Annotated in this window: 22 protein-coding genes; 13 read left to right on the top strand and 9 right to left on the bottom strand. The window is 63.3% G+C overall.

The genetic code is table 11. From position 1 onward, the window contains the following. Positions 1–36 precede the first annotated feature (36 nt). Entirely contained in the window at positions 37–945 is a 909-nt protein-coding gene (locus tag ABIE52_RS26640) for an IclR family transcriptional regulator (RefSeq protein ID WP_003940451.1), read from the bottom strand. A gap of 138 nt (positions 946–1,083) precedes the next feature. Here ABIE52_RS26640 and ABIE52_RS26635 point away from each other — a divergent pair, with 138 nt between their 5' ends. The 3 genes from ABIE52_RS26635 (at position 1,084) to ABIE52_RS26625 (ending at position 3,860) form a co-directional block, all read left to right on the top strand. Beyond that, on the top strand, positions 1,084–1,959 hold the full coding sequence (locus tag ABIE52_RS26635) for a TIGR03619 family F420-dependent LLM class oxidoreductase (RefSeq protein WP_083056640.1): 876 nt from the start codon (positions 1,084–1,086) through the stop codon (positions 1,957–1,959). Between the two features lie 32 nt (positions 1,960–1,991). After that, positions 1,992–2,483, top strand: a complete 492-nt coding sequence (locus tag ABIE52_RS26630; RefSeq protein ID WP_003939809.1) for a nuclear transport factor 2 family protein — start codon at positions 1,992–1,994, stop codon at positions 2,481–2,483. 129 nt (positions 2,484–2,612) lie between these two features. Continuing rightward, entirely contained in the window at positions 2,613–3,860 is a 1,248-nt protein-coding gene (locus tag ABIE52_RS26625) for an Nramp family divalent metal transporter (RefSeq protein WP_020909201.1), read from the top strand. Positions 3,861–3,916: 56 nt separating this feature from the next. On the opposite strand, the gene ABIE52_RS26620 is transcribed toward ABIE52_RS26625, so the two are convergent. Further along, positions 3,917–5,512, bottom strand: coding sequence for an acyl-CoA synthetase (locus tag ABIE52_RS26620; protein WP_065351432.1), 1,596 nt, complete (start codon positions 5,510–5,512; stop codon positions 3,917–3,919). Between the two features lie 370 nt (positions 5,513–5,882). On the opposite strand from ABIE52_RS26620, the gene ABIE52_RS26615 reads away from it, so the two are divergent. Both ABIE52_RS26615 and ABIE52_RS26610 read left to right on the top strand, forming a co-directional pair. Next, positions 5,883–6,821 carry a 3-oxoacyl-ACP reductase gene (locus tag ABIE52_RS26615; RefSeq protein WP_007729451.1) on the top strand — a complete coding sequence of 313 codons (939 nt, stop codon included), beginning with the start codon at positions 5,883–5,885 and terminating at the stop codon, positions 6,819–6,821. Between the two features lie 26 nt (positions 6,822–6,847). Further along, on the top strand, positions 6,848–7,591 hold the full coding sequence (locus tag ABIE52_RS26610; protein ID WP_192712204.1) for an SDR family NAD(P)-dependent oxidoreductase: 744 nt from the start codon (positions 6,848–6,850) through the stop codon (positions 7,589–7,591). Between the two features lie 22 nt (positions 7,592–7,613). On the opposite strand, the gene ABIE52_RS26605 is transcribed toward ABIE52_RS26610, so the two are convergent. Continuing rightward, positions 7,614–8,519, bottom strand: a complete 906-nt coding sequence (locus ABIE52_RS26605; RefSeq protein ID WP_172403435.1) for an amidohydrolase family protein — start codon at positions 8,517–8,519, stop codon at positions 7,614–7,616. Between the two features lie 125 nt (positions 8,520–8,644). Between ABIE52_RS26605 and ABIE52_RS26600 the strand changes: the two genes are divergently transcribed. The 3 genes from ABIE52_RS26600 to ABIE52_RS26590 all read left to right on the top strand — a co-directional run bounded on the left by ABIE52_RS26600 (position 8,645) and on the right by ABIE52_RS26590 (position 11,389). Next, positions 8,645–9,172 (top strand): nuclear transport factor 2 family protein, encoded by a 528-nt coding sequence (locus ABIE52_RS26600; protein ID WP_192712203.1) that lies wholly within the window; start codon positions 8,645–8,647, stop codon positions 9,170–9,172. A gap of 4 nt (positions 9,173–9,176) precedes the next feature. Then, complete coding sequence (locus tag ABIE52_RS26595) at positions 9,177–10,310, top strand: oxidoreductase (RefSeq protein ID WP_050654615.1); 1,134 nt, start codon at positions 9,177–9,179, stop codon at positions 10,308–10,310. Between the two features lie 80 nt (positions 10,311–10,390). Next, positions 10,391–11,389 (top strand): MDR family oxidoreductase, encoded by a 999-nt coding sequence (locus ABIE52_RS26590; RefSeq protein ID WP_064074261.1) that lies wholly within the window; start codon positions 10,391–10,393, stop codon positions 11,387–11,389. A 5-nt stretch (positions 11,390–11,394) separates the two neighbouring features. Here ABIE52_RS26590 and ABIE52_RS26585 read toward each other — a convergent pair whose 3' ends face one another. Further along, positions 11,395–11,946: a ribonuclease H family protein gene (locus ABIE52_RS26585; protein WP_007729467.1), complete on the bottom strand. Its 552-nt coding sequence runs from the start codon at positions 11,944–11,946 to the stop codon at positions 11,395–11,397. Positions 11,947–11,991: 45 nt separating this feature from the next. Between ABIE52_RS26585 and ABIE52_RS26580 the strand changes: the two genes are divergently transcribed. The 3 genes from ABIE52_RS26580 (at position 11,992) to ABIE52_RS26570 (ending at position 14,222) form a co-directional block, all read left to right on the top strand. After that, positions 11,992–12,945 (top strand): DNA-3-methyladenine glycosylase family protein, encoded by a 954-nt coding sequence (locus ABIE52_RS26580; protein WP_054826840.1) that lies wholly within the window; start codon positions 11,992–11,994, stop codon positions 12,943–12,945. 17 nt (positions 12,946–12,962) lie between these two features. Next, entirely contained in the window at positions 12,963–13,613 is a 651-nt protein-coding gene (locus ABIE52_RS26575; protein ID WP_003940212.1) for a pyridoxamine 5'-phosphate oxidase family protein, read from the top strand. A gap of 111 nt (positions 13,614–13,724) precedes the next feature. Continuing rightward, positions 13,725–14,222, top strand: coding sequence for a hypothetical protein (locus ABIE52_RS26570; RefSeq protein WP_003940625.1), 498 nt, complete (start codon positions 13,725–13,727; stop codon positions 14,220–14,222). A 7-nt stretch (positions 14,223–14,229) separates the two neighbouring features. On the opposite strand, the gene ABIE52_RS26565 is transcribed toward ABIE52_RS26570, so the two are convergent. Genes ABIE52_RS26565 through ABIE52_RS26545 form a run of 5 tightly spaced genes read right to left on the bottom strand, consistent with a single transcriptional unit; the run spans position 14,230 to position 18,343 of the window. Continuing rightward, the gene (locus ABIE52_RS26565) at positions 14,230–14,619 is read right to left on the bottom strand and encodes an ArsR/SmtB family transcription factor (protein ID WP_003940184.1); all 390 of its coding nucleotides are present in this window, start codon (positions 14,617–14,619) and stop codon (positions 14,230–14,232) included. A gap of 60 nt (positions 14,620–14,679) precedes the next feature. After that, the gene (locus tag ABIE52_RS26560; RefSeq protein ID WP_042923990.1) at positions 14,680–15,876 is read right to left on the bottom strand and encodes an acetyl-CoA C-acetyltransferase; all 1,197 of its coding nucleotides are present in this window, start codon (positions 15,874–15,876) and stop codon (positions 14,680–14,682) included. A 40-nt stretch (positions 15,877–15,916) separates the two neighbouring features. After that, positions 15,917–16,369 carry a MaoC family dehydratase gene (locus ABIE52_RS26555; RefSeq protein WP_003940415.1) on the bottom strand — a complete coding sequence of 151 codons (453 nt, stop codon included), beginning with the start codon at positions 16,367–16,369 and terminating at the stop codon, positions 15,917–15,919. A gap of 44 nt (positions 16,370–16,413) precedes the next feature. Further along, positions 16,414–17,160 carry a GntR family transcriptional regulator gene (locus tag ABIE52_RS26550; protein WP_003940169.1) on the bottom strand — a complete coding sequence of 249 codons (747 nt, stop codon included), beginning with the start codon at positions 17,158–17,160 and terminating at the stop codon, positions 16,414–16,416. A 31-nt stretch (positions 17,161–17,191) separates the two neighbouring features. Further along, the gene (locus ABIE52_RS26545) at positions 17,192–18,343 is read right to left on the bottom strand and encodes an acyl-CoA dehydrogenase family protein (protein WP_003940468.1); all 1,152 of its coding nucleotides are present in this window, start codon (positions 18,341–18,343) and stop codon (positions 17,192–17,194) included. 200 nt (positions 18,344–18,543) lie between these two features. On the opposite strand from ABIE52_RS26545, the gene ABIE52_RS26540 reads away from it, so the two are divergent. Together ABIE52_RS26540 and ABIE52_RS26535 are read left to right on the top strand one after the other, a co-directional pair. Next, on the top strand, positions 18,544–19,419 hold the full coding sequence (locus ABIE52_RS26540) for an HpcH/HpaI aldolase/citrate lyase family protein (RefSeq protein WP_030537187.1): 876 nt from the start codon (positions 18,544–18,546) through the stop codon (positions 19,417–19,419). Further along, on the top strand, positions 19,416–20,414 hold the full coding sequence (locus ABIE52_RS26535; protein ID WP_042923986.1) for a MaoC family dehydratase: 999 nt from the start codon (positions 19,416–19,418) through the stop codon (positions 20,412–20,414). The genes ABIE52_RS26540 and ABIE52_RS26535 overlap by 4 nt, the downstream gene beginning before the upstream one ends. Positions 20,415–20,417: the final 3 nt, after the last annotated feature.

Here is a 20,417-nt window from a genome sequence, read left to right as displayed (position 1 = left end):
TCGTCCCGATCAGCGAGACAAGTCGATCAAAATACGTCAGATCCAGTGGTCGGACGACGCTGCCAGCAGGCGATCCATCGTCTCCGCCGAGAACGTATTGGTCGGAACGGGAGGCGTTTTGCGGCCGCGGCGAGGAGCACCCAGTTCGGGGTACAGCGTCCGTGAGACCTCGCGAGCCGCGTCGACGACCAGCGGAGCAACTCGCTCGAGCTGAGCGGTCCGCATGTCACCACACAACGCGATGCTGCCGACGGGACCCTCGTGTCCGCGAATTGCCGAAGCCACACAAGCGACTCCACGCGCCGACTCCCCGCGTTCGAAGGCCAGTCCCCGACGCTGACGGATGCGGTTCAGTTCCTGGTGGAGCACAGCGACGTCGGTGATCGTGTTCTCGGTACAGCGGGGAAGAGAAGACCCGAACAGAGCGTCGACGCGCTCGGGGTCGATCCACGCCAGCATCGCCTTGCCACCAGCCGTCGAATGAGCGAGCACTCTGCCGCCGACGCGGGACGGGAGCGCCGCGGCGAATCGTCCGCCGACCTTGTCGAGATAGACGCTCTCGCGTCCGTCGAGCACCGATAGGTGAACGACCATGCCGGTCTGCAGGTGCAGTTCGTGCAGAAGCGGTGCAGCGGCTTCGCGGATCTGGCTGTGGCCGCCGTCGCCACCACCGAGGCCGAGCGCGCGACGCCCGAGGCAGTAGCCGAACGATGCGTGATCGACCCAGTCCAGCTTGACCAGCTGATCGAGAATGCGGTGGACCGTGGAGCGCGGCAACTGAGTACGGCACGCGACCTCTTCCAGCGTCAGCCGCGCGGCGCGGCCGTCGAAGGCGTCGAGAATCAGTGTCATCCGCTCGACCATCGACGGCGGCAGATCCTTCTTGGGTTGCCCACCGGCAGTCTGGACGGTGGACAGTGTGTCGTTCATGTCAACAATGGTCATGGACGCCTCCCGAAAACTGGAATTGATTCTACCGAATATAACCCAGGTCACAGTTTCTGGAAAGTGAATCGATCTTTTCGATCCCGATCAGCGGTAATTCACCTGCCACCGGGCGAGTGGGGACGCTATAAACGCCCGATGCACCTGGGAATCGTCACACCGGTCCTGATTCAGCACCCGAGCACGCGCTCGGAGTGGGAGGCAAGTGCTGACATCGGCGAGATCGCCACAGTGGCCGCCACCGCGGATCGACTCGGTTTCCATCATCTGACCTGCAGTGAACACGTGGCGGTCCCCGAGGAGATTGCCGCCGAGCGCGGCGGAACCTACTGGGATCCGCTCGCCACCCTTGGTTTTCTCGCCGCGCGTACATCACGAATCCTGCTGGCGACCCAGGTGCTGGTGTTGGGCTACCACCACCCCCTCGAGATCGCCAAGCGTTACGGAACGCTTGATCGCGTCAGCAATGGACGCCTGATACTCGGCCTCGGGGTGGGGACTCTGAAACAAGAATTCGATCTCATAAATGCTCCATTTGCCGACCGAGGAGCGCGCGCTGACGATGCCTTGGCCGCACTTCGGGCATCACTGTCGACGCCGACTCCGGAGTATCACGGCGAGTTCTACGACTACTCCGGATTTGTCGTCGAACCCCACGCCGTCCAGAAACGGGTGCCGCTGTGGATCGGCGGCCGGACCAAGAGATCGCTGCGCCGGGCCACCACACACGGCGACGGGTGGGTGCCGTTCGGGCTGCGATTCTCCGAACTGAAGGAAATGCTCGATGCCACGACGCTCCCCGACGGATTCGACGTGGTGCTTCCCGCCGGTGCGCCGCTCGATCCTCTCGGCAATCGCGAATCCACCCTTCGCGCCTTGACTCGCGTCCGTGACGCCGGGGCGACCATCGCCAGCTGCTCGGTCGGCGCTCGAAGCGTCGAGCACTACTGCGAACAACTCGAAGAACTTCACCGAATCGCCCTCACCGAGGGCTTCTCTTTCACCACTTCCTGATTCCCCGACAATCCAATGCAAAGGACGTACCGATGACCGACTCGACCGCCCTGATCGAATCCCTGCTCGCCCGAGTGGAATTGCTCGAGGACAAGCTCGCGATCACCGAACTGCTGACCACATACAGCCCTGCCGTCGACAGCGGATCAGCCGACGAGGTCGCGAACCTGTGGCTCGAGGACGGCGTCTACGACGTCGATACCGGTGCGATGCACGGCCGCGGCGAACTGCGCGCGATGGTTCACAGCGCCTCACACCAGAACTGGATCATGAACGGCGCGGCCCACATGATGACACCCGCCCACATCCGCATCGACGGCAACAAGGCCGTCGCGACCTGCCATTCGCAGTTGGTCATCAAAGATCCCGAGAACCCGACGGGATTCAAGGTCCTCCGCATCACCGCAAACCGTTGGGAACTGATCAAGACGGACGGCGAGTGGAAGGTCGAACTGCGTACCAACGCCCTCCTCGACGGCCGACCCGAGGCTCGCGCTCTCCTGGCTGCCGGCGTGACGGCCTAACCGGCCTGTGCGCGGTTAGGGACCCTCTGCGGTCGCTGACCGCGCACAGCTGTTGAAAGTTCGGCTCCCCGAACTCTATAGTTCACTTATTCGAACCAACAGGTCCGAGTACGTGTGACCAGGAGACCGATGAGCACCAGTACGCAAGAGCCGACGACTCCGCGCCGACGACCCACGGGGAGATCCATCGCCCTGCTCGGTCCGGCGTTCGTCGCGGCAATCGCGTACGTCGATCCGGGCAACGTCGCCGCCAACCTCACCGCCGGCGCCAAGTACGGCTACCTCCTCATCTGGGTACTCGTACTCGCCAACGCGATGGCCGTCCTCGTGCAGTATCTGTCCGCGAAACTCGGTCTCGTCTCCGGCAGATCCCTGCCCGAAATGCTGGGTCAGCGCCTGCGTAAGAACAACCGCCGCGCCTTCTGGCTCCAGGCCGAGATGATGGCGATCGCGACCGACGTCGCCGAAGTCATCGGCGGCGCCATCGCACTCAACCTGCTCTTCAACATCCCGCTCTTCCTCGGCGGACTGATCACCGGATGCGTGTCGATGGTCATCCTGACGATCCAAAGTCGGCGCGGACAGCGCACTTTCGAGTTCGTGGTCATGGGATTGCTGGCCATCATCACCATCGGCTTCCTGACCGGGCTCGCCTTCACCGACGTCTCCGGCAGCGAGGCCGTCGCCGGACTGGTCCCCCGCTTCGAAGGAACCGAGACCGTACTGCTCGCCGCCAGCATGCTCGGAGCAACGGTCATGCCGCACGCGATCTACCTTCACTCCGCATTGGCACGTGATCGCCACGGCCACATCAAACCCGGGCCACGGTTGCAGCGATTACTCAAAGTCACCCGTTGGGATGTCGTTGTCGCGTTGATCATCGCCGGTGGCGTGAACATCGGCATGCTGCTGCTGGCCGCTTCGGCGCTGCGCGGAGTACCCGGCACCGACACCATCGACGGTGCGCATGCCGCGATCGAGAATTCGCTCGGCCCGGGCGTAGCCGTGGTGTTCGCGATCGGCCTCCTCGCCTCCGGACTCGCGTCGACCTCCGTGGGATGCGCGGCCGGCGCCGAGATCATGCATGGTCTTCTGGCCATTCGGATTCCGGTGATCACACGCCGGATCGTCACGCTCATCCCGGCACTGATCGTGCTCGGACTCGGCGTCGACCCGACGCTGGCGCTCGTGCTCAGCCAAGTGGTCTTGAGCCTGTGCATCCCCTTCGCGATCATCCCGCTGGTGCGAATGACCTCGGACCCCGAACTCATGGGCGACGCGCGCAATGCCCCGCTCACGACCGTCGCGGCGTGGATTGCGGCGGGCTTGATCGTTGCACTCAACGTCGCTCTGCTGGTTCTGACGGTGACAGGCTAGAGCACCGGAGCCACCCAACGCGTCCCTCACAAACGCGCTGGACGGCTCCGGCCGGACTAGGAGACTTGCTCGGCGAGAGTGGCCTTGGCCCAGCGATAGTCGGCCTTTCCGCTGGGAGAACGCCTGATCGACGGAACGTTCATGACGGTGCGCGGCACTTTGTACCGAGCGACCTGCGACGCGCAATGCTCACCGATCTCGGCAGCGTCCGGGACGTCGAAGCCTTCGCGGGTCGTGATGACCGCAGCGACGCGCTCACCGAACTTCGCATCCGGAATTCCCGCGACCAGAGCGTCGAGCACCGCCGGGTGACTCTTGAGCGCCTGCTCGACCTCTTCCGGATACACCTTCTCCCCGCCGGTGTTGATGCACTGAGAACCACGCCCCAGCAGGACGATCGAGCCGTCGGCTTCCACGCGCCCGACGTCGCCGAGCACCGACATCCGCACCCCGTCGATCACCGGGAACGTAGCCGCGGTCTTGACCGGATCATTGAAGTAGCCGACCGGCACGTGACCGCTGCGAGCGATGTAGCCGGTCTCGGGCGATCCCGGCTCCAGCGGCCGCATCCTTTCGTCCACGACGCGGGTCTCGTCGCGAGCGGCGATGCGCATCAGGCCGTCTTCGCCGATCTCCAGATTGCCGTCGACGCCCGACTCCGAGGAGCCGAATCCGTCGCGGATCACCAGGTTCGGAAGCATCGACTTGAGCTGCTCCCGCAGTGAGAGCGAGAACAAGGCTCCACCCGACGAGACCATTCCGACCGTGCTGAGGTCGTAATCTGCTGCGTTTGCTGCCAATTCGTCTGCGAGCGGACGTGCCATCGCGTCTCCGACGACGGTGATGGAGACGGCCTTCTCACTTCCGGCGAGCTGCAGCGTCGTCTTCGCGTCGAACCGCGCCATGAGAATTGCGTTGGCGCCCATGAAGAATCCGGTGAACAGCGAGTACGACGCCGCACCGTGCATCAGGGGTGCGGTACTGAGCATGTTCATCGCGGGAACGTTCGGCACCGCGGCGAACAGAGCCTCAGCGGTCGTGTGCGGCGGACCGAACGGATTTCCGCCGGTGAGCGCCGCGAAGTAGAAGTCTTCATGACGCCACATGACGCCCTTGGGCATCCCCGTCGTGCCGCCGGTGTAGATGACAAAGAGGTCGTCGTTGCTGCGGGGCGCGAAGTCACGAGTAGCGGGCTGCTCCGCGGCAGCGTCGGCGTATCCAACGACGTCGACACCTTCGATATCGCGGACCACGGACTTGCCGACGACAACGACGTGCTTGATGCCGGGCGCGGCCGGGAGAACCGTCTCCACGACGGAAACGAACTCCTCGTCCACAATCAGTGCCACCGACTGCGAATCGTTGTACAGATAGGTCAGTTCGGCGTCGACGTAGCGATAGTTGACGTTGATCGGGACCGCACGAATCTTGAGGCAGCCGAGCAAACTCTCGACGAACTCGATGCTGTTGCGCATGTGCAGAGCAACGTGATCGCCGGGCCCGACACCGACGCTCGCCAGGTGGCGGGCGATGCGATTCGAGCCCTCGTCCAGCTCGACGTAGGTGCGACGACGACCATCGCACACGAGCGCCGTGCGGTCCGGAATCAGATCCGAGATGCCCTCGTACAGATCTGCCAAATTCAGTGACACTGCTGGTGCCTTCCTTGATGTCCGGCCCGGTGAATTCGGGGCCGACCGTACTGCGTTTTCGGTGGGAACTATCCGACCCTGGAGCCGACGAATGCGGCCGAGAACTGAGCGGATCGGTGGTGACGCAAACGCGTACGCGGTGGGATCGCCGCGTCGCCCCAAGGTGGCATGCAGCGCTCGTGACCCAGATCACCGCTCCCGCTGAGTGAGACTCCTCCTCAGTCGGCCAAACTTCTGTTCAAAACTAGAACTAATTCTGATTTCGCTCGAATGATTTTTTCGGAACCGACTACCGAACTCTCGACTTCAAATTAGAATGAATACTAATTCTGCAAGACGTACCCGACCGCCCGGATCGAAGGAGCACGACATGACGCAATCACTGAGCTTGGAAGGCAAAGTTGCCGCCGTCACCGGCGCCGGCGCCGGCCTGGGTCGCGCCGAAGCACTCGGACTCGCGGCTGCCGGTGCAGCCGTCATCGTCAACGACATGGGTGCAGCGGCCAACGACGTGGTCGACGAGATCAAGGCCGCAGGTGGACAGGCACTCGCCATCACCGGCGACGTCTCCGACTGGTCGCTCGGCGGGCGCATCATCGAAGAGGCTGTCAAGAACTTCGGATCCTTCGACATCCTCGTCAACAATGCAGGCATCCTGCGCGACAAGATGATCTTCAACCTGACCGAATCCGATTGGGACGACGTCATCCGTGTGCACCTCAAGGGCCACGCCGCCACCTCGCACGCAGCCGCAGTCCACTGGCGCGCAGCCAGCAAGGCAGCCGACGCACCGGTCTATGGCCGCATCATCAACACCTCTTCCGAGGCTTTCCTCTTCGGCAGCGCCGGGCAGCCCAACTACTCGGCAGCCAAGGCCGGTATCACCGCGCTGACGCTCTCGAGCGCAGCAGGTCTCTCCCGCTACGGCGTCCGCACCAACGCGATCTGCCCCCGTGCCCGCACCGCCATGACGGCAGAAGCCTTCGGCGAGAACAACACCGGCGTCGTCGGCCTCGATCCGCTTGCACCCGAGCGCGTCGCGACCCTGGTCAGCTACCTCGCATCCCCCGATTCCGACGAGATCAACGGACAGGTCTTCGTCGTCTACGGCAAGATGGTGGCGTTGATGGAAGCACCCAAGGTCGAGAACCGTTTCGACGCAGCCGGATCCGCGTTCACCGTCGAAGAACTCGGTGGCCAGCTCTCGTCTTACTTCTCCGGCCGTGGGCCGTACGAGACCTACGCCGCCTACAGCATCGCCGGCCTCGAAAAGATCGCACTTGCAGTCGACGAGACCGCAACAGTTTGAGCAGCACTTACGAAGAGGAGCGTTTCATGAGGTTGAACGGCAAGGTAGCGATCGTCACCGGCGGCGCCGGTGGAATCGGTCGCGCTGTCACCCGAGTCTTCGCCCGTGAAGGCGCGAAGGTCCTGTTCGTCGACATCAACGACGAGCAGGGCCAGGCCCTCGAACAAGAACTGGCCGGCTCCGGCAAGTTCCTGAACGTCGACCTTGCTGCCGCCGGTTCGGCCGAGCAGATCCGTGACGCCGCACTCGAGGCTTTCGGCAAGCTCGACATCCTGGTGAACAACGCTCACGCGTCCCGTCAGGCTCCGTTGCTCGAAACCACGCAGGACATGTTCGACCTGTCCTTCAACACCGGTTTCTACCCCGTTGTCCACCTCATGCAGGCGTGCCACGACGAACTCGCGAAGACCAAGGGTTCGGTCGTCAACTTCGCGTCGGGTTCAGGTTTGGACGGAATGCCGACCCAGACGTCCTACGCTGCGGCCAAGGAAGCTGTGCGAGGCCTGACGCGCGTCGTCGCCAACGAGTGGGCGCCGGAAGGCATTCGGGTCAACGTGGTCTGCCCGTTCGCCGCCACCGAAGGCGTCGTCAAGTGGCAGGAAACCTTCCCTGAGCGCGCAGCCGCATCGGTTGCCAAGGTGCCTCTCGGACGCATCGGTGATCCCGAAACCGACATCGCTCCCGTCGTGGTATTCCTGGCGAGCGACGATTCCAAGTACATGACCGGACAGACGTTGATGGCCGACGGCGGCAGCATCAAATTGCGCTGAGTCGAAATACTTCTCGGTGGGCTCAGCTCACCGAGAAGAGTTTCGCAGCGTTGTCGTGCACGACGGCTCGCAGCCATTCGTCTCCGAGATCGAAGCGCGTAACCGCTTGCAAGGCTGTGAGATACGGGTACGGAATGTTCGGGAAGTCGCTACCGAACAGAATCCGGTCCTGCATGTCGACGAGCCGTGATACGTCCGCCTTCGGGAAGGCACACTGCTCTTCCGTGAAGTCGGTGAACGCCATGGTCGTATCCAGGCGGACATTGCCGTAAGCCTCTGCCAGATCGAGGAATTCGCTGTACTCGGGCATCCCCATGTGGGCGACGATCAACGACAGGCGCGGGTACCGTGCGAGCAGCGAAGCAATGCGATCAGGTCCCGTGTACTCCCCCGGCGCCGGTCCCGATCCACAATGGATCACGATGGGCGTCTCGGAGTCCTCGAGCTGACCCCAGACCTTGTCGAGCAGAGGGTCGTTCGGGTCGTAGTTTCCGACCTGGATGTGGGACTTGAAGATTCGCGCGCCCGAATCCAGGGCCTTTCCGACGTACGACGCCGCCGACTCCTCGGGATAGAACGTGGCCGTGTGCAGGCAATCAGGTGTTTGCGCGGCAAATTCGACGGCCCACTGATTGAGCCACTCTGCCATCGCGTGCTTGTGCGGGTAGATCATCGACGTGAAAGCCCGGACACCGAACTCGCGGAGACGGTGTACCCGCTCCTCCTCGGCAAGTCGGTACGCGATCGGCCATGGTCGACCGATCATCGGTCCCGCCGAATCGAAGTAGCCCCACACCTTGTCCATGACGCTCTTCGGCATGAAATGGGTATGGACGTCGATCACGCCAGGAACACCCAACTCGCGCCAAAAAGCCCGAACCTCGGCGATCTCCTCCGGTCCAGTCGATGGGACCTCTTCGGTACACACGTCTGACACCCCTTTCGTTCGCTCGACCATACCGAGTGCCGTCGCGCTCACCGGGACAGGTCGTTGACGGCCCGCCCGGAGCACCCGAATGTGAACCCATCTTGCCGATCACCGTTGGAGGTTGAATGTCTCAGGCCGAGTCCGAAGTGGGGTCGATCAGTGCCGTCGAGGAACTGCTCGCAATCGAGGAAATCAAGCGTGTGTTCGCCGCGCGCCTACGCTGCATGGACACCAAGCAGTGGCACGTCTACCCAACCCTGCACACCGCAGACGTCGTCAGCGAGACGTGGGGCGGACTCCCGACAGACAAGCAACCCAAGACCGGCGACACCTCGAACCAGGTAGTGGGCATCGACAAACTCACCGCGGCAATTCGGAACATGCTCGACGGCGACATCCCCCTCACCACGGCGCACCACGCACACACTCCCGAAATCGTGCTGACCTCGCTGACCACCGCAACCGGCATCTGGGCGATGGAGGACATGCTGTGGTGGAACGACGGCGAGAAAGAACTGCACCTACACGGCTACGGCCACTACCACGAGAAATACCGCAAAGAAGACGGCAAGTGGCTGATCAGCTACCGAACCCTCACCCGGCTCCGTGTCGACCAGGACCCCGGATTCTTCCGATTCATGAAAGCGCTGTGACGAAGTGACCAACCCGCTGTTCCAACCGCTCCGCATCCGTTCGCTCGAACTGTCCAACCGCATAGTCATGTCGCCGATGACGCGCACGTACTCCATCGAGGGCGTGCCTGGCCGGGACGTCGCCGAGTACTACCGCCGACGAGCTGAGGGCGGCACCGGACTGATCGTCACCGAAGGCGTCGCGATCGATCACGAGACTGCTGTCGACCACGCCAACGTCCCCAACCTCCACACTCCCGCTGCTCAGGCCGGATGGCGGAAGGTAGTCGACGACGTGCACGCTGCGGGCGGCAAGATCGTGCCTCAACTCTGGCACGTCGGACCTCTGTGGGGCGCGATGACGCAGATGGACCCCTCACTCAAGCCGATGCGCCCCTCTGGCGAATGGGGCCCGCTCGGCGTCACCTCGTACTCCGCTGCCTACGTCGAACGCGCACAGGCGAGCACCGAAGCGATGACCGAGCAGGACATCCAGGACGTCATCGACGCGTACGTCCGTAGCGCGAAGCACGCCGTCGAACTCGGCTTCGACGGCATCGCGATCCACGGCGGTCACGGCTACCTCCTCGATTCCTTCTTCTGGGAGGGCACCAACCAGCGCGACGACGCGTGGGGAGGCGACCTGGAGCGTCGTACCAGGTTCCCGGCCGCCGTCGTCGCCGCGATCCGCGCGGCCATCGGACCGGATCTGCCGATCATCTACCGTTTCTCACAGCACAAGCAGCAAGATTTCACCGCGAAGATCGCCGAAACCCCCGAAGAGTTGGGCGTCATCCTGGGCGCGCTGGTCGACGCCGGAGTCGACGTTCTCGACGCCAGCATCAGGCGTTTCGACGTGCCGGCCTTCGAAGGCAGCGATCTCTCGTTGGCGGGTTGGGCGAAGAAGCTGACCGGCGCCGTCACGATGGCCGTCGGCAGCGTCGGTATCGGAAAGTCGCTGCGGGACAGCCGCATCGAAGGCGTCGCACCTGTAGTCGACAACATCCCACAGCTCGAGGAGCGCATCGGCAGCGGAGAGTTCGATCTGATCGCGATCGGCCGTCTCCATCTCGCCGATCCTGCATTGGCAACTACCCTGCGCGCCGGTGGCCCGCTACCGGCGTTCGATCGAGCGGTGCATGAGGGCAGCTTGATCTAGGGGCTCCGCCCCTGTGCGCCTTTCTGGTAGTTCGCACTACCAAAAAGGCGCACAGGGCCGAAGGCCTTTATGTTCGACCCATGACTACTTTCAACGCCTGGGTCGCCCGCGACAGCGACGGCACCATCGACTTCGCCCCCGAAACCGTCGACGAATCCTTCCTCCCGGCAGGTGAGGTCACCATTCGCGTCGAGTATTCGAGCGTCAACTACAAGGACGCGCTCGCGGTCACGCCGAAAGGCGGGGTAGTTCGCGAGTACCCGATCGTCCCCGGCATCGACGTCGCCGGCGAGGTCATCGCCTCCGAGTCCGACGCATTCGCCCCGGGAGACAAGGTCGTCGCACATGGCTACGAGATCGGGACCGCCCGCAACGGCGGCTACGCCGAGATCGCCCGTTTGCCTGCCGAGTGGGTCGTGAAGCTCGACGGCATTTCCACCGCCGACGCTGCCGCGATCGGCACGGCAGGATTCACCGCGGCCATGAGTGTCCAAGCCATTCTGGCCAGCGGAGTGAAGCCCGCCGACGGTCCCGTCCTGGTGACGGGTGCGAGCGGCGGAGTCGGCACCGTCAGCGTCGACCTTCTGGCAAGCGCAGGCTTCGACGTGGTCGCCTCCAGCGGTAAGCCAGGCGCGGCAGACCTTCTGACGTCACTCGGTGCGTCTTCGGTGATCGGCCGGCTTCCCGAGGATCCCGACGCCAAGCCTCGCCCGCTCGGAAAATCTCAGTGGGCGGCGGCCGTCGACTGCGTCGGTGGAAAGACCCTCGCTCACGTTCTGAGCACGATCAACTACGGCGGTGTTGTGGCCGCCAGCGGATTGACCGGTGGCGCCGCGCTGCCTACGACCGTGCTGCCGTTCATTCTCCGCGGAGTCTCACTGCTGGGCATGGACTCGGTATTGATGCCGATCGAGCCCCGTCGCGCGCTGTGGACCCGGCTGGGCTCAGACTTGGCGCCACGCCATCTGAAGGAGATCACGAACCTCGTTGCCGTCCGCGACGTCGTCTCGGTGATCGATCAGGTCCGCGAAGGCAAGTACACCGGCCGGGCGCTGGTTCAGGTTGCCGACGGGTTCTGAACCGCTCAGAAAAGTGTGAACAAATCTGCCGGTTCTTCGGCCGTCGTGGACTTCTCCTTGTAGGGGGAGTTCACGGCGGTCGGTTCCTTCTTCACCGGGGCAGCAAGCGGCACCGATGCGATGTCCCCCGAGACGATGGCGCGTGCGGCTTCGCCGGCCAGCTTGTCTGCCATTTCGTTGTAGTGGTTGCCGACGTGCCCGCGCACCCAGCGAAAGCGCACCGGACCGACTCGATCGGTGATGGCTCGATCGATACTCTGCACCAGTTCGAGGTTCTTGACCGCCCCGCCGCTCGCGGTCTTCCAGCCCTTGCGCTTCCAACTGGGCAACCATTCGGAAGCGCACTTGATGGCGTACTGCGAGTCGGATTCGATGAGCAGAGGATCAGCACCGGGATGGGCGACGACGGCCTCGAACAGAGCACGCAACTCGGCAATCTGATTGGTACCGGACGCTTCTCCGCCGGACATGCTCGGACCCTCGTGATTGACCCACGCCCAGCCGATAGCCCCACCGGGGTTTCGCAGACAGGATCCGTCGGTGCTCACGATGATCATGGCTCGGACAATACGTTGCGCCACCGACACACGCCTTAACGGAGGATGGACGGTGGCGATACGCTGACCTCGATGACGCCGCTATCTCCGGTCGACGAAGTCACGGTGACTTCTCAGCGACCGCTCGATGCCGCGCTGACGCTCAGCCCGCATCAGCGCGGACCCGGCGACCCCACACATCGACGGTCAGCCGACGGAGCGATCTGGCGAGTTTCCCGCCAACTTTCGGGTCCTGTGACCTACCGCATCACCCAGTCGGATCGCCATACGGTCCGGGTACAGGCCTGGGGTCCCGGCGCCACGGAATTCCTGACCGGCGCCGAAGCGCTGCTCGGTCTCGACGACGAAGCCGAAGATTTTGCCCCCGAACATCCCAAGCTCGCCGAAGCTCATCGACGCTTCCCTCATCTGCGCATCGGCCGCACCGGCCGCGTCATGGAAGCTCTCGTTCCCGCGATCCTCGAGCAACGAGTCCACGGCATCGACGCATTTGCCGCGTGGCGCCGCCTGCTGACCAAATTCGGGGAGCGCCCACCCGGCCCCGCGCCCGACGGAATGCGAGTTCCACTCACCGCGGACCAATGGCGTCGAATGCCGTCATGGGAATTCCATCGCGCGAACGTCGATCCAGCGAGGTCCAAGACGATCGTTCAGTGCGCTCGCGTCGCCGACCGCCTCGAGCAGGCATCCACGTTCCCCAGAACCGAGGCGACCAAACGGTTGCGAGCGGTACCCGGCGTCGGGATCTGGACTGCCGCCGAAGTGGCTCAGCGTGCATTCGGCGATTCAGATGCACTCTCGGTCGGCGACTACCACCTCGCTGCCGTCGTCGGGTGGTCACTGCTGGGTGAACCGATCGACGACGCCGAGATGGTGCAGTACCTCGCTCCCCTTCAACCGCATCGATACCGCGCCGTGAGGCTCCTGCAGGTCAGCGGGCAAGCCGTCAAACCCAAGTTCGGTCCGCGAACTGCCGTTGCCGACCACCGTTGGCACTGAGCATCAGGAGTTGGAAAATGTCGACCCGATACGCACACATCGCCTTCTCCCCCGCTGCGGTGGAGCGTCAGCGGTCGACCGGAAGTTTCACCGTGTACGGTTCGAAACTCGATCAGCCCGACGAAGGCCCGATGGAATTCGATTTCCGCGCGCAGGGATTCGTGAAATCCGTGGATTCCTTCTTCATGTCCACGGTGACGCCCGACGGTTGGCCGTACGTCCAACATCGCGGCGGCCCGCGCGGATTCCTGCATGTGTTGGGCCCGAATCGAATCGGATTCGCCGATCTCCCCGGCAATCAGCAATTCGTGACGCTCGGCAATCTGGAAGAGAACAATCGCATCTCGCTGTTCGTCATCGATTACCCGACGCGAACGAGATTGAAGATCTACGGGCGTGCGCAGGTGATCGAAGCGGACGAGGACCCTGCACTACTGCAACAGCTCTTGCAAGTCCCCGGCGGCACCATGACGGCAAAAGCCCAGCGTTCCATCGTCATCGACGTCGAAGCGTTCGACTGGAACTGCAGTCGAAACATCACGCCACGCTTCGACAAGGAGCGCATGGACGAATCCCTCGCTCTGGCACGCCAACCCCTGCAAGCCGAGGTAGATCGGCTTACTGCCGAGGTCGAAGAATTGCGTGCGCGGTTGTCGAAAAACGAATGAGACTAGGCGGTTTCAGGGCACTCGGAGTCGGGTAGCCACCAAACACGGCCCGTCGCGCGGAGACGACGGGTCCCGTTGTGCCCGAGGAGGTCCGCACGATCGATCCAGACGGTGGAGTTCTGGTTAACGAACTGCACCGCCACCATTCACGACTGGTTCCACACAGACAGATTGGCCGTCCCCATGAAACTGTCCCGAACTCTCACCATGTCCGTTCTCGTCGTCGCCGCAGTCGGCGCCGGAGCCGGCACCGCGGTCGCAGCGCCCCCGAATGCGGGCTTCGATCCGTCCCAACCCCTACTGACACCGACCGCAGAGTCGAACAGCCAGGCGGCGTTGATGCTCTTCCCCGGTAACGATCCGAAGCAGGCCGCGTTCGACACGATGGCCAACGAGGTCAATATCGGCTGGAACAACGGTGGTCTGCAGTCGACCCTGATCGGAGCCAACCTCGGCGTCGGAATCGGCTGCCTGTCGATCTTCCCGAACTTCATCGCCGGCTGCATCGTCGGTGGAGTCATCGGCACGGTTGCCGGAGTCGGCGCAGGAATCACCAACGGAAACCCGAACGCTGCGCCGGCCGTCGAGAAGTTCTTCGCGACTCCTTGAGTAGCGCTCAGCTGTGCGTGTGCCCGGGGGTGGGTGTCTCGTCGTGAAAATGTGTGGCGCCGATCGAATGCAGCAGCTGGTGAACGGTGTCGTCCGCCAGTTGGTATCGCATCGATCGGCCGTCGCGGGTCGCGCTCACCCACCCCTGGCTACGCAGTAGCCGCAGCGCATGTGAGACGGCTGTGCCGCTCATCCCCAGCGCCACGGACAAATCCGTGACGCAGATACCCGGTGCGTGATGAAGGCAGAGCAACAGACGCAGACGGTTGGTGTCGGAGAGAAGCTCGAAGCGACCGGACCAACTGGTGACGTCCAAACCCTCGAGTGCGGCCCTGGCGCGACGAACATCCTCGACGCTCAGCGCGCCACTGGTGTCTGCTGCGCCTGCATTCGTCAACCGACTGCCTCCGTAGAACTTCCGATCCCCCGCCGCAAGTGTACCCAGAAGCGAACCTCGTCAGGCAGACTCCACCACGGCCGCCATACCCTGGCCACCGCCGATACACATGGTCAACAGCGCTTTTCCGCCGCCGCGTCGGCCGAGTTCGTGAAGCGCGGTTGTTGCCATACGCGCACCCGTCGCTCCCACGGGGTGCCCGAGCGAGATGCCGGAACCGTTGACGTTCAGGCGATCGAGGTCCTCGAATCCCCATTCCTTCACGACGCCGAGAACCTGGCACGCAAACGCCTCGTTCAGCTCGACCAGATCGAAATCGGCAAAGCCTGCCCCGGTGCGAGCAAACAGTTTCGAGACGGCGGCAACCGGCCCGAGGCCCATCAGCGCCGGTTCACAACCGGCCGCGGCCCAACTGTCGAGGAACCCGATGGGTTCCAGCCCCAGCTCGTCCAGACGATCCTCGGCGACAACCAACATCGCTGCCGCAGCGTCGTTCTGTTGGCTGGCGTTACCGGCGGTCACGACGCCTCCCTCGGTTACCGCACGCAGCCGTGCCAAGGTTTCGAGTGAGGTATCCGGACGAATCCCCTCGTCAGCACGAAACTGTGTGACGTTCCCTTTTCGATCCGTCAGTTCGACGGCGACGATTTCGGCATCGAAGCGGCCGGATTCTCTTGCCAGTGTTGCCTTTCGGTGGCTGTCGACGGCGAAGGTGTCCGACTCTTCCCGCGTGATCCCGCAGCGTGTCGCGACGTTCTCGGCCGTTTCGATCATTCCGCTGATCCGACCGAATCGCCACTCGGGTTGCGAGCGCTCGCGGCCACGATCGAGGCGGTCGAACAGTTGCAGCCCACCGGATCTGGTGCCCCACCGCGCTCCGGTGGTGTAGTGCTCGATCCCGCTCATCGATTCGACGCCGCCCGCGAGAACCACGTCGGCCGCACCCGTCTGGACCATCATGGCCGCGGAAACGATGGCCTGCAGACCCGTTCCACATCGGCGATCCGTCTGGAAGCCGGCTACCGAAATCGGCAACCCGGCCTCGAGCGCCGCCCACCTTCCGATGCACGGTGCCTCCGAATTGGCATACGACTGCCCCATCGCGACGTCGTCGATGCGGGACGGATCGATTCCGCTACGACGCACGGTCTCCTTGACGACGGTGGCAGCCAGACTTTCCGCAGGCACGTCACGAAGTGCCCCTCCGAAACGGCCCACCGCGGTTCTGACCGGCGCGACCAATGCTGCTCGTTTCACAACTGACCTCGAATCTCGTTCTGGAAGAATGGAAAAGGATTCAGGAGACCAACAGGCGCACGGTATCCGCTACCAGCGCAGGTTTACCCGCTCCTTCGATTTCGATCGTGTACCGCACGACTATCGTCGCGCCCTTCGCGGTGCGCTCGAAGGAAAGAATCTCCGCACCTGCCCGCACCGAAGAACCGACCTTGACCGGTTCGGGGAATCGCACCTTGTTGCTTCCGTAGTTCACGGTCATGGAGATTCCGTCGACACGCATCACCTGAGCGCCGAGCACCGGCAACAACGAGAGAGTCAGATAGCCGTGGGCGATGGTGCCGCCGTACGGACCCTGCGCTGCGCGCTCGGGATCCACGTGAATCCACTGGTGATCCTCGGTGGCGTCGGCGAACTTGTCGATCCGATCCTGTGTGACCGGGAACCACGCGCTGTAGCCCAAGTGCTCACCGACAGCCGTCTCTACTTCGTCGATTCCGTTGAAAATTCGCATAGTTCTCTCCTGAAAGGTGTTGAACAGCAAAGAAAAGTGCAGCGCTAATGTGCGCCGCGGCGCAGCGTGACCCGATACGTGTACTGCTCCGGCAAGAAATAGCTCACCGACAACTCGTTGGCAACGCCCTGCGCGTTGGAGTACAAACGGTCCACCCGCAACATGGCGTGGCCGATTTCGCAATCGACGTCCCTGGCAACGTCCGCCGTGGCCGGGGACACCGTGATCGATTGTGCTGCTTCGACAATCGGACTGTCGATCAGCGGTTCCAGCAAGCCGATCACCGTATTGGCGCTCACCGCACCGGCCGCCATGGCGGGCAGGTCGATGATCTGCCGCGCGATCGCCTCCGGCAGATGCGCCGTCGTCTGCACGAACGGAACTCCCTCGTGTATCCGCCGGAAGACCACGGTGTACACGACGTCGGTGTCGAGCCGAAGCCGACTGGCCGCCTCGATGTCCACGCGCCGTTGCAGCGGTGACACAACTTCCATCGTCGTGTCCCGCGAAAGGTTCATGAGATCTTCGATGGATCCGAGATGACGGAGATAGCGGCCGCTGTTCTCGGTCACGAACGTTCCGCGCCCGGGTACTCGGTACACGATGCCCTCGGCAACCAGATCGTGAAAGGCTCGGCGGACCGTCTGCCGACTCACGCCGTGATGCTGCGCCAGTTCGGATTCGGTGGGCAGTTGAATGCCGTCGCGGTAGGTACCGGCAGAGATCTGCTGACGAAGCTCACGAGAGAGGCGTTGGTACGCCGGCTCCGTCTCTCTTTCCTTACCGCTCATAGCGACATGATCCTACTTGCTCACCGGTCCGTCACAGACCGCCGCGGGCAACCAGCTGCGAAACGATCACGTTGCGCTGAATTTCGTTGGTTCCCTCCCCGACGATCATCAGTGGTGCATCACGGAAATACCGCTCGACGTCGTACTCCGTCGAGTAGCCGTAACCGCCGTGGATGCGGACGGCGGACAAAGCGATTTCCATCGCCACCTCGGAGGCGTACAGCTTGGCCATGCCCGCCTCCATGTCGCACCGCTCCCCACTGTCGTACATCTGCGCCGCGTGCCACGTCAGCTGCCGTGCGGCCGTCAGCTTCGTTGCCATGTCGGCGAGGTAATTGCCGATCGACTGGTGCTTCCAGATCGGCTGGCCGAAGCTCTCGCGCTGCTGCGCGTAGGCAAGTGAATCCTCGAGTGCGGCCGTGGCGACGCCCAGTGCGCGGCAAGCCACCTGGATACGGCCGGTCTCGAGCCCCTTCATCATCTGACCGAAACCCTTTCCGGGAGTACCGCCCAGAATGGCCGACTCGGAGATGCGGTAATTGTCGAAGGACAGTTCACAACTCTCGACGCCCTTGTATCCGAGCTTCGGGAGGTCGCGGGAGACGGTCAGCCCTTCGCCGTGCTCGACGAGAACGATCGAGATGCCCGCATGACGAGGGCTTGCGCTTGGATCGGTCTTGCACAGCAAGGCGATCACGCCGGATCGGCGGGCATTGGTGATCCATGTCTTGGCGCCGTTGACGACCAGATCTGTGCCGTCGCTCTTGGCATTGGTTGTCATGGCCTGCAGATCGGAACCTCCGCCGGGCTCGGTGAGGGCCATCGTTGCCCGGATCTCGCCGGTTGCCATTCGCGGCAGGTACTTCACCTTCTGCTCTTCGGTACCGAACAGCGAGATGAGTTTCGCGACCACCGTGTGACCGCCCATCGCCCCCGCCAGGGACATCCATCCGCGTGACAGTTCCTGCGTCACCTGCGCATAACAGGGCATGGACACCGGCGATCCGCCGTACTCCTCGGGAATCGCGAGCCCGTAGATCCCGATCTGCTTCATCTGATCGATCCACTTCTCGGGATACTCGTTCGCGTGCTCCACCTCCTGGACCGTGGGCTTGACCTCTCGGTCGACGAACCGGCGCACGGTTTCGATCAGGAATGTCTCTTCGTCGTTGAGCTTGAGCATGAATCCGCCTCGACTTGAAATAAGTTTGTACGGCCATATTTCGATATTGTTCGCGCAATGTCAATACCGCGCCTTGACATCGAGACGCAGCAACTGCCAGCATCGAGGCAGTTCGGTGCACATCAACGCCGTTCACGGCAGCTCATCCACTTCACAACTGGCCGTACATTTGATTTCCAGATCGAGGTAATCGACACACTATGGACGAGAACCACTACCGCGCCACCAGACGTCGCGCGTCCCTGGTCGCGCCGGGTTCAGACGAGCGCAAGGCACGCAAAGCACTCTTCTCGAACGCAGACGAGGTGATTCTCGACCTCGAAGATGCCGTCACTTCGGCGAACAAGGACCTGGCGCGAACCCTCGTGAGCACCTTGGTGCACGAGTTCGGTAGGGCGCGCACCATCTCGGTCCGAATCAACGGCCTGACCACACCATGGGCCCGCGACGACCTGATCGCCTGTGGCGCCCTCGGAGAATCGCTGACGAGCGTGATCGTCCCGAAGGTCGAGTCCGCCGACGAACTACTCGAGGCCGAGCACATCCTCTTCACTGCCGGTGGGCACCACACCACCCTGCAAGCCCTGATCGAAACTCCGCTCGGCGTCCAGAATGCCGACTCCATCGCCCGCGCGACTCCTCGTCTCCAAGCCGCGATCATCGGATACGCCGATCTCGGTGCAGCGCTCGGCCGTTCACGCTCGGCACTGCCTGAACACTGGCTTGCCGTCCAGGACAGAATCCTGATCGCCTGCCGCGCAGCCGGCGTCGCAGCCATCGACGGGCCCTTTCTCGGCATCACCGACGACGACGCTTTCCGCCGCGCCGCGCACTGGACCAGCGCTCTCGGGTTCGACGGCAAATGGGTCATCCACCCGGCGCAGATCGACTCGGCCACTACCGCATTCACTCCTTCGGACGACGCCGTCAATGACGCCCGACGGGTACTGACCGCACTCGAAGAAGCCGAAACCCTGGGTTCGGGTGCCGCCCAACTCGACGGCCAGATGCTCGACGAAGCTGTGGCCGTGGCAGCGCGTCGTACGCTTGCCCGAGCCGAAGGAGTCACCGTATGAGCGAGCACTACGTGGGAGGCCCGTACTTCGACGAGCTCACCCATGGTCAGATCTTCGACGAAGCCCCCGCGGTGACGTTGACCAGTGGACTCGCCGCCTCCCATCAGGCGATCCTCGGTGACCGCATGCGCTTGCCTCTCGACGCACACTTGTCGTCGAGCGTCACGGGTTCCGTTGCACCAGTGGCGAATCCAGGACTGGTCACCGACATCGCCATCGGTCAGTCAACCGTGGTCACACACCACGTCAAGGCGAACCTCTTCTACCGTGGACTGCGATTCCACCGTTTCCCGGTACTCGGCGACACCCTGTACACGCGCACCGAGGTTGTCGGTCTACGCGAGAACTCGGCCAAGCCGGGACGCGGCGCCACCGGACTTGCCGCGCTACGGATGACGTCTGCTGATCAGAACGGCAACACGGTCCTCGACTTCTACCGCTGCGCCATGCTCCCCCTGAGCCCCGACCCGATCGAGGCGAGAACTCGCCACGCCGACGACCTCGGGGCGATCGGTCCGTCCGAACCGGCTCCGTACGTATCACCTGACGGTTGGGACCTCGACACGTATCGAGAGCGGGTACCCGGCAGGCACTTCGATTCCGATTTGGTGGGCTCCGTCTTCCACAGCAGCGGCGACGTCGTCTCCAGCGCACCCGAACTTGCCCGGCTGAGCTTGAACATCGCAGCGACGCACCACGACGATCGCGTCGGCGCCCACGGTCGCCTCGTCTACGGCGGCCACACCATCGGGATCGCACTCGCCCAGGCGACTCGCGCTCTGCCCAACGTGGTGACGGTTCTCGGGTGGCACTCGTGCGATCACACCGGACCCGTTCACGAGGGCGATACCCTCACGAGCGAACTGCACGTCGAAAACTCGTCGCCCCTCGAACACGGAACCGCAGTGCAACTGCGTTCGCTCGTGTTCTCCCACAATGCTTCTGCAACACAAACTCCGGTTCTCGACTGGCGTTTCACCGTGTTGATGGCATGAGCA

It is taken from the genome of Rhodococcus sp. OAS809 (assembly GCF_040546695.1).
In the GTDB taxonomy this organism is placed as follows: domain Bacteria; phylum Actinomycetota; class Actinomycetes; order Mycobacteriales; family Mycobacteriaceae; genus Rhodococcus_F; species Rhodococcus_F qingshengii.
This window is presented reverse-complemented; position numbering and strand designations above follow the sequence as displayed.

Coding starts and splice junctions, on each gene's coding strand:
- ABIE52_RS26630 (WP_003939809.1), top strand. CDS start 1,992: ATGACCGACTCGACCGCCCTGATCGAATCCCTGCTCGCCCGAGTGGAA.
- ABIE52_RS26550 (WP_003940169.1), bottom strand. CDS start 17,160: ATGAGCGGTAAGGAAAGAGAGACGGAGCCGGCGTACCAACGCCTCTCT.
- ABIE52_RS26640 (WP_003940451.1), bottom strand. CDS start 945: ATGACCATTGTTGACATGAACGACACACTGTCCACCGTCCAGACTGCC.
- ABIE52_RS26585 (WP_007729467.1), bottom strand. CDS start 11,946: ATGATCATCGTGAGCACCGACGGATCCTGTCTGCGAAACCCCGGTGGG.
- ABIE52_RS26610 (WP_192712204.1), top strand. CDS start 6,848: ATGAGGTTGAACGGCAAGGTAGCGATCGTCACCGGCGGCGCCGGTGGA.
- ABIE52_RS26555 (WP_003940415.1), bottom strand. CDS start 16,369: ATGCGAATTTTCAACGGAATCGACGAAGTAGAGACGGCTGTCGGTGAG.
- ABIE52_RS26575 (WP_003940212.1), top strand. CDS start 12,963: ATGTCGACCCGATACGCACACATCGCCTTCTCCCCCGCTGCGGTGGAG.
- ABIE52_RS26625 (WP_020909201.1), top strand. CDS start 2,613: ATGAGCACCAGTACGCAAGAGCCGACGACTCCGCGCCGACGACCCACG.
- ABIE52_RS26545 (WP_003940468.1), bottom strand. CDS start 18,343: ATGCTCAAGCTCAACGACGAAGAGACATTCCTGATCGAAACCGTGCGC.
- ABIE52_RS26590 (WP_064074261.1), top strand. CDS start 10,391: ATGACTACTTTCAACGCCTGGGTCGCCCGCGACAGCGACGGCACCATC.
- ABIE52_RS26540 (WP_030537187.1), top strand. CDS start 18,544: ATGGACGAGAACCACTACCGCGCCACCAGACGTCGCGCGTCCCTGGTC.
- ABIE52_RS26635 (WP_083056640.1), top strand. CDS start 1,084: ATGCACCTGGGAATCGTCACACCGGTCCTGATTCAGCACCCGAGCACG.
- ABIE52_RS26600 (WP_192712203.1), top strand. CDS start 8,645: ATGTCTCAGGCCGAGTCCGAAGTGGGGTCGATCAGTGCCGTCGAGGAA.
- ABIE52_RS26580 (WP_054826840.1), top strand. CDS start 11,992: ATGGACGGTGGCGATACGCTGACCTCGATGACGCCGCTATCTCCGGTC.
- ABIE52_RS26535 (WP_042923986.1), top strand. CDS start 19,416: ATGAGCGAGCACTACGTGGGAGGCCCGTACTTCGACGAGCTCACCCAT.
- ABIE52_RS26615 (WP_007729451.1), top strand. CDS start 5,883: ATGACGCAATCACTGAGCTTGGAAGGCAAAGTTGCCGCCGTCACCGGC.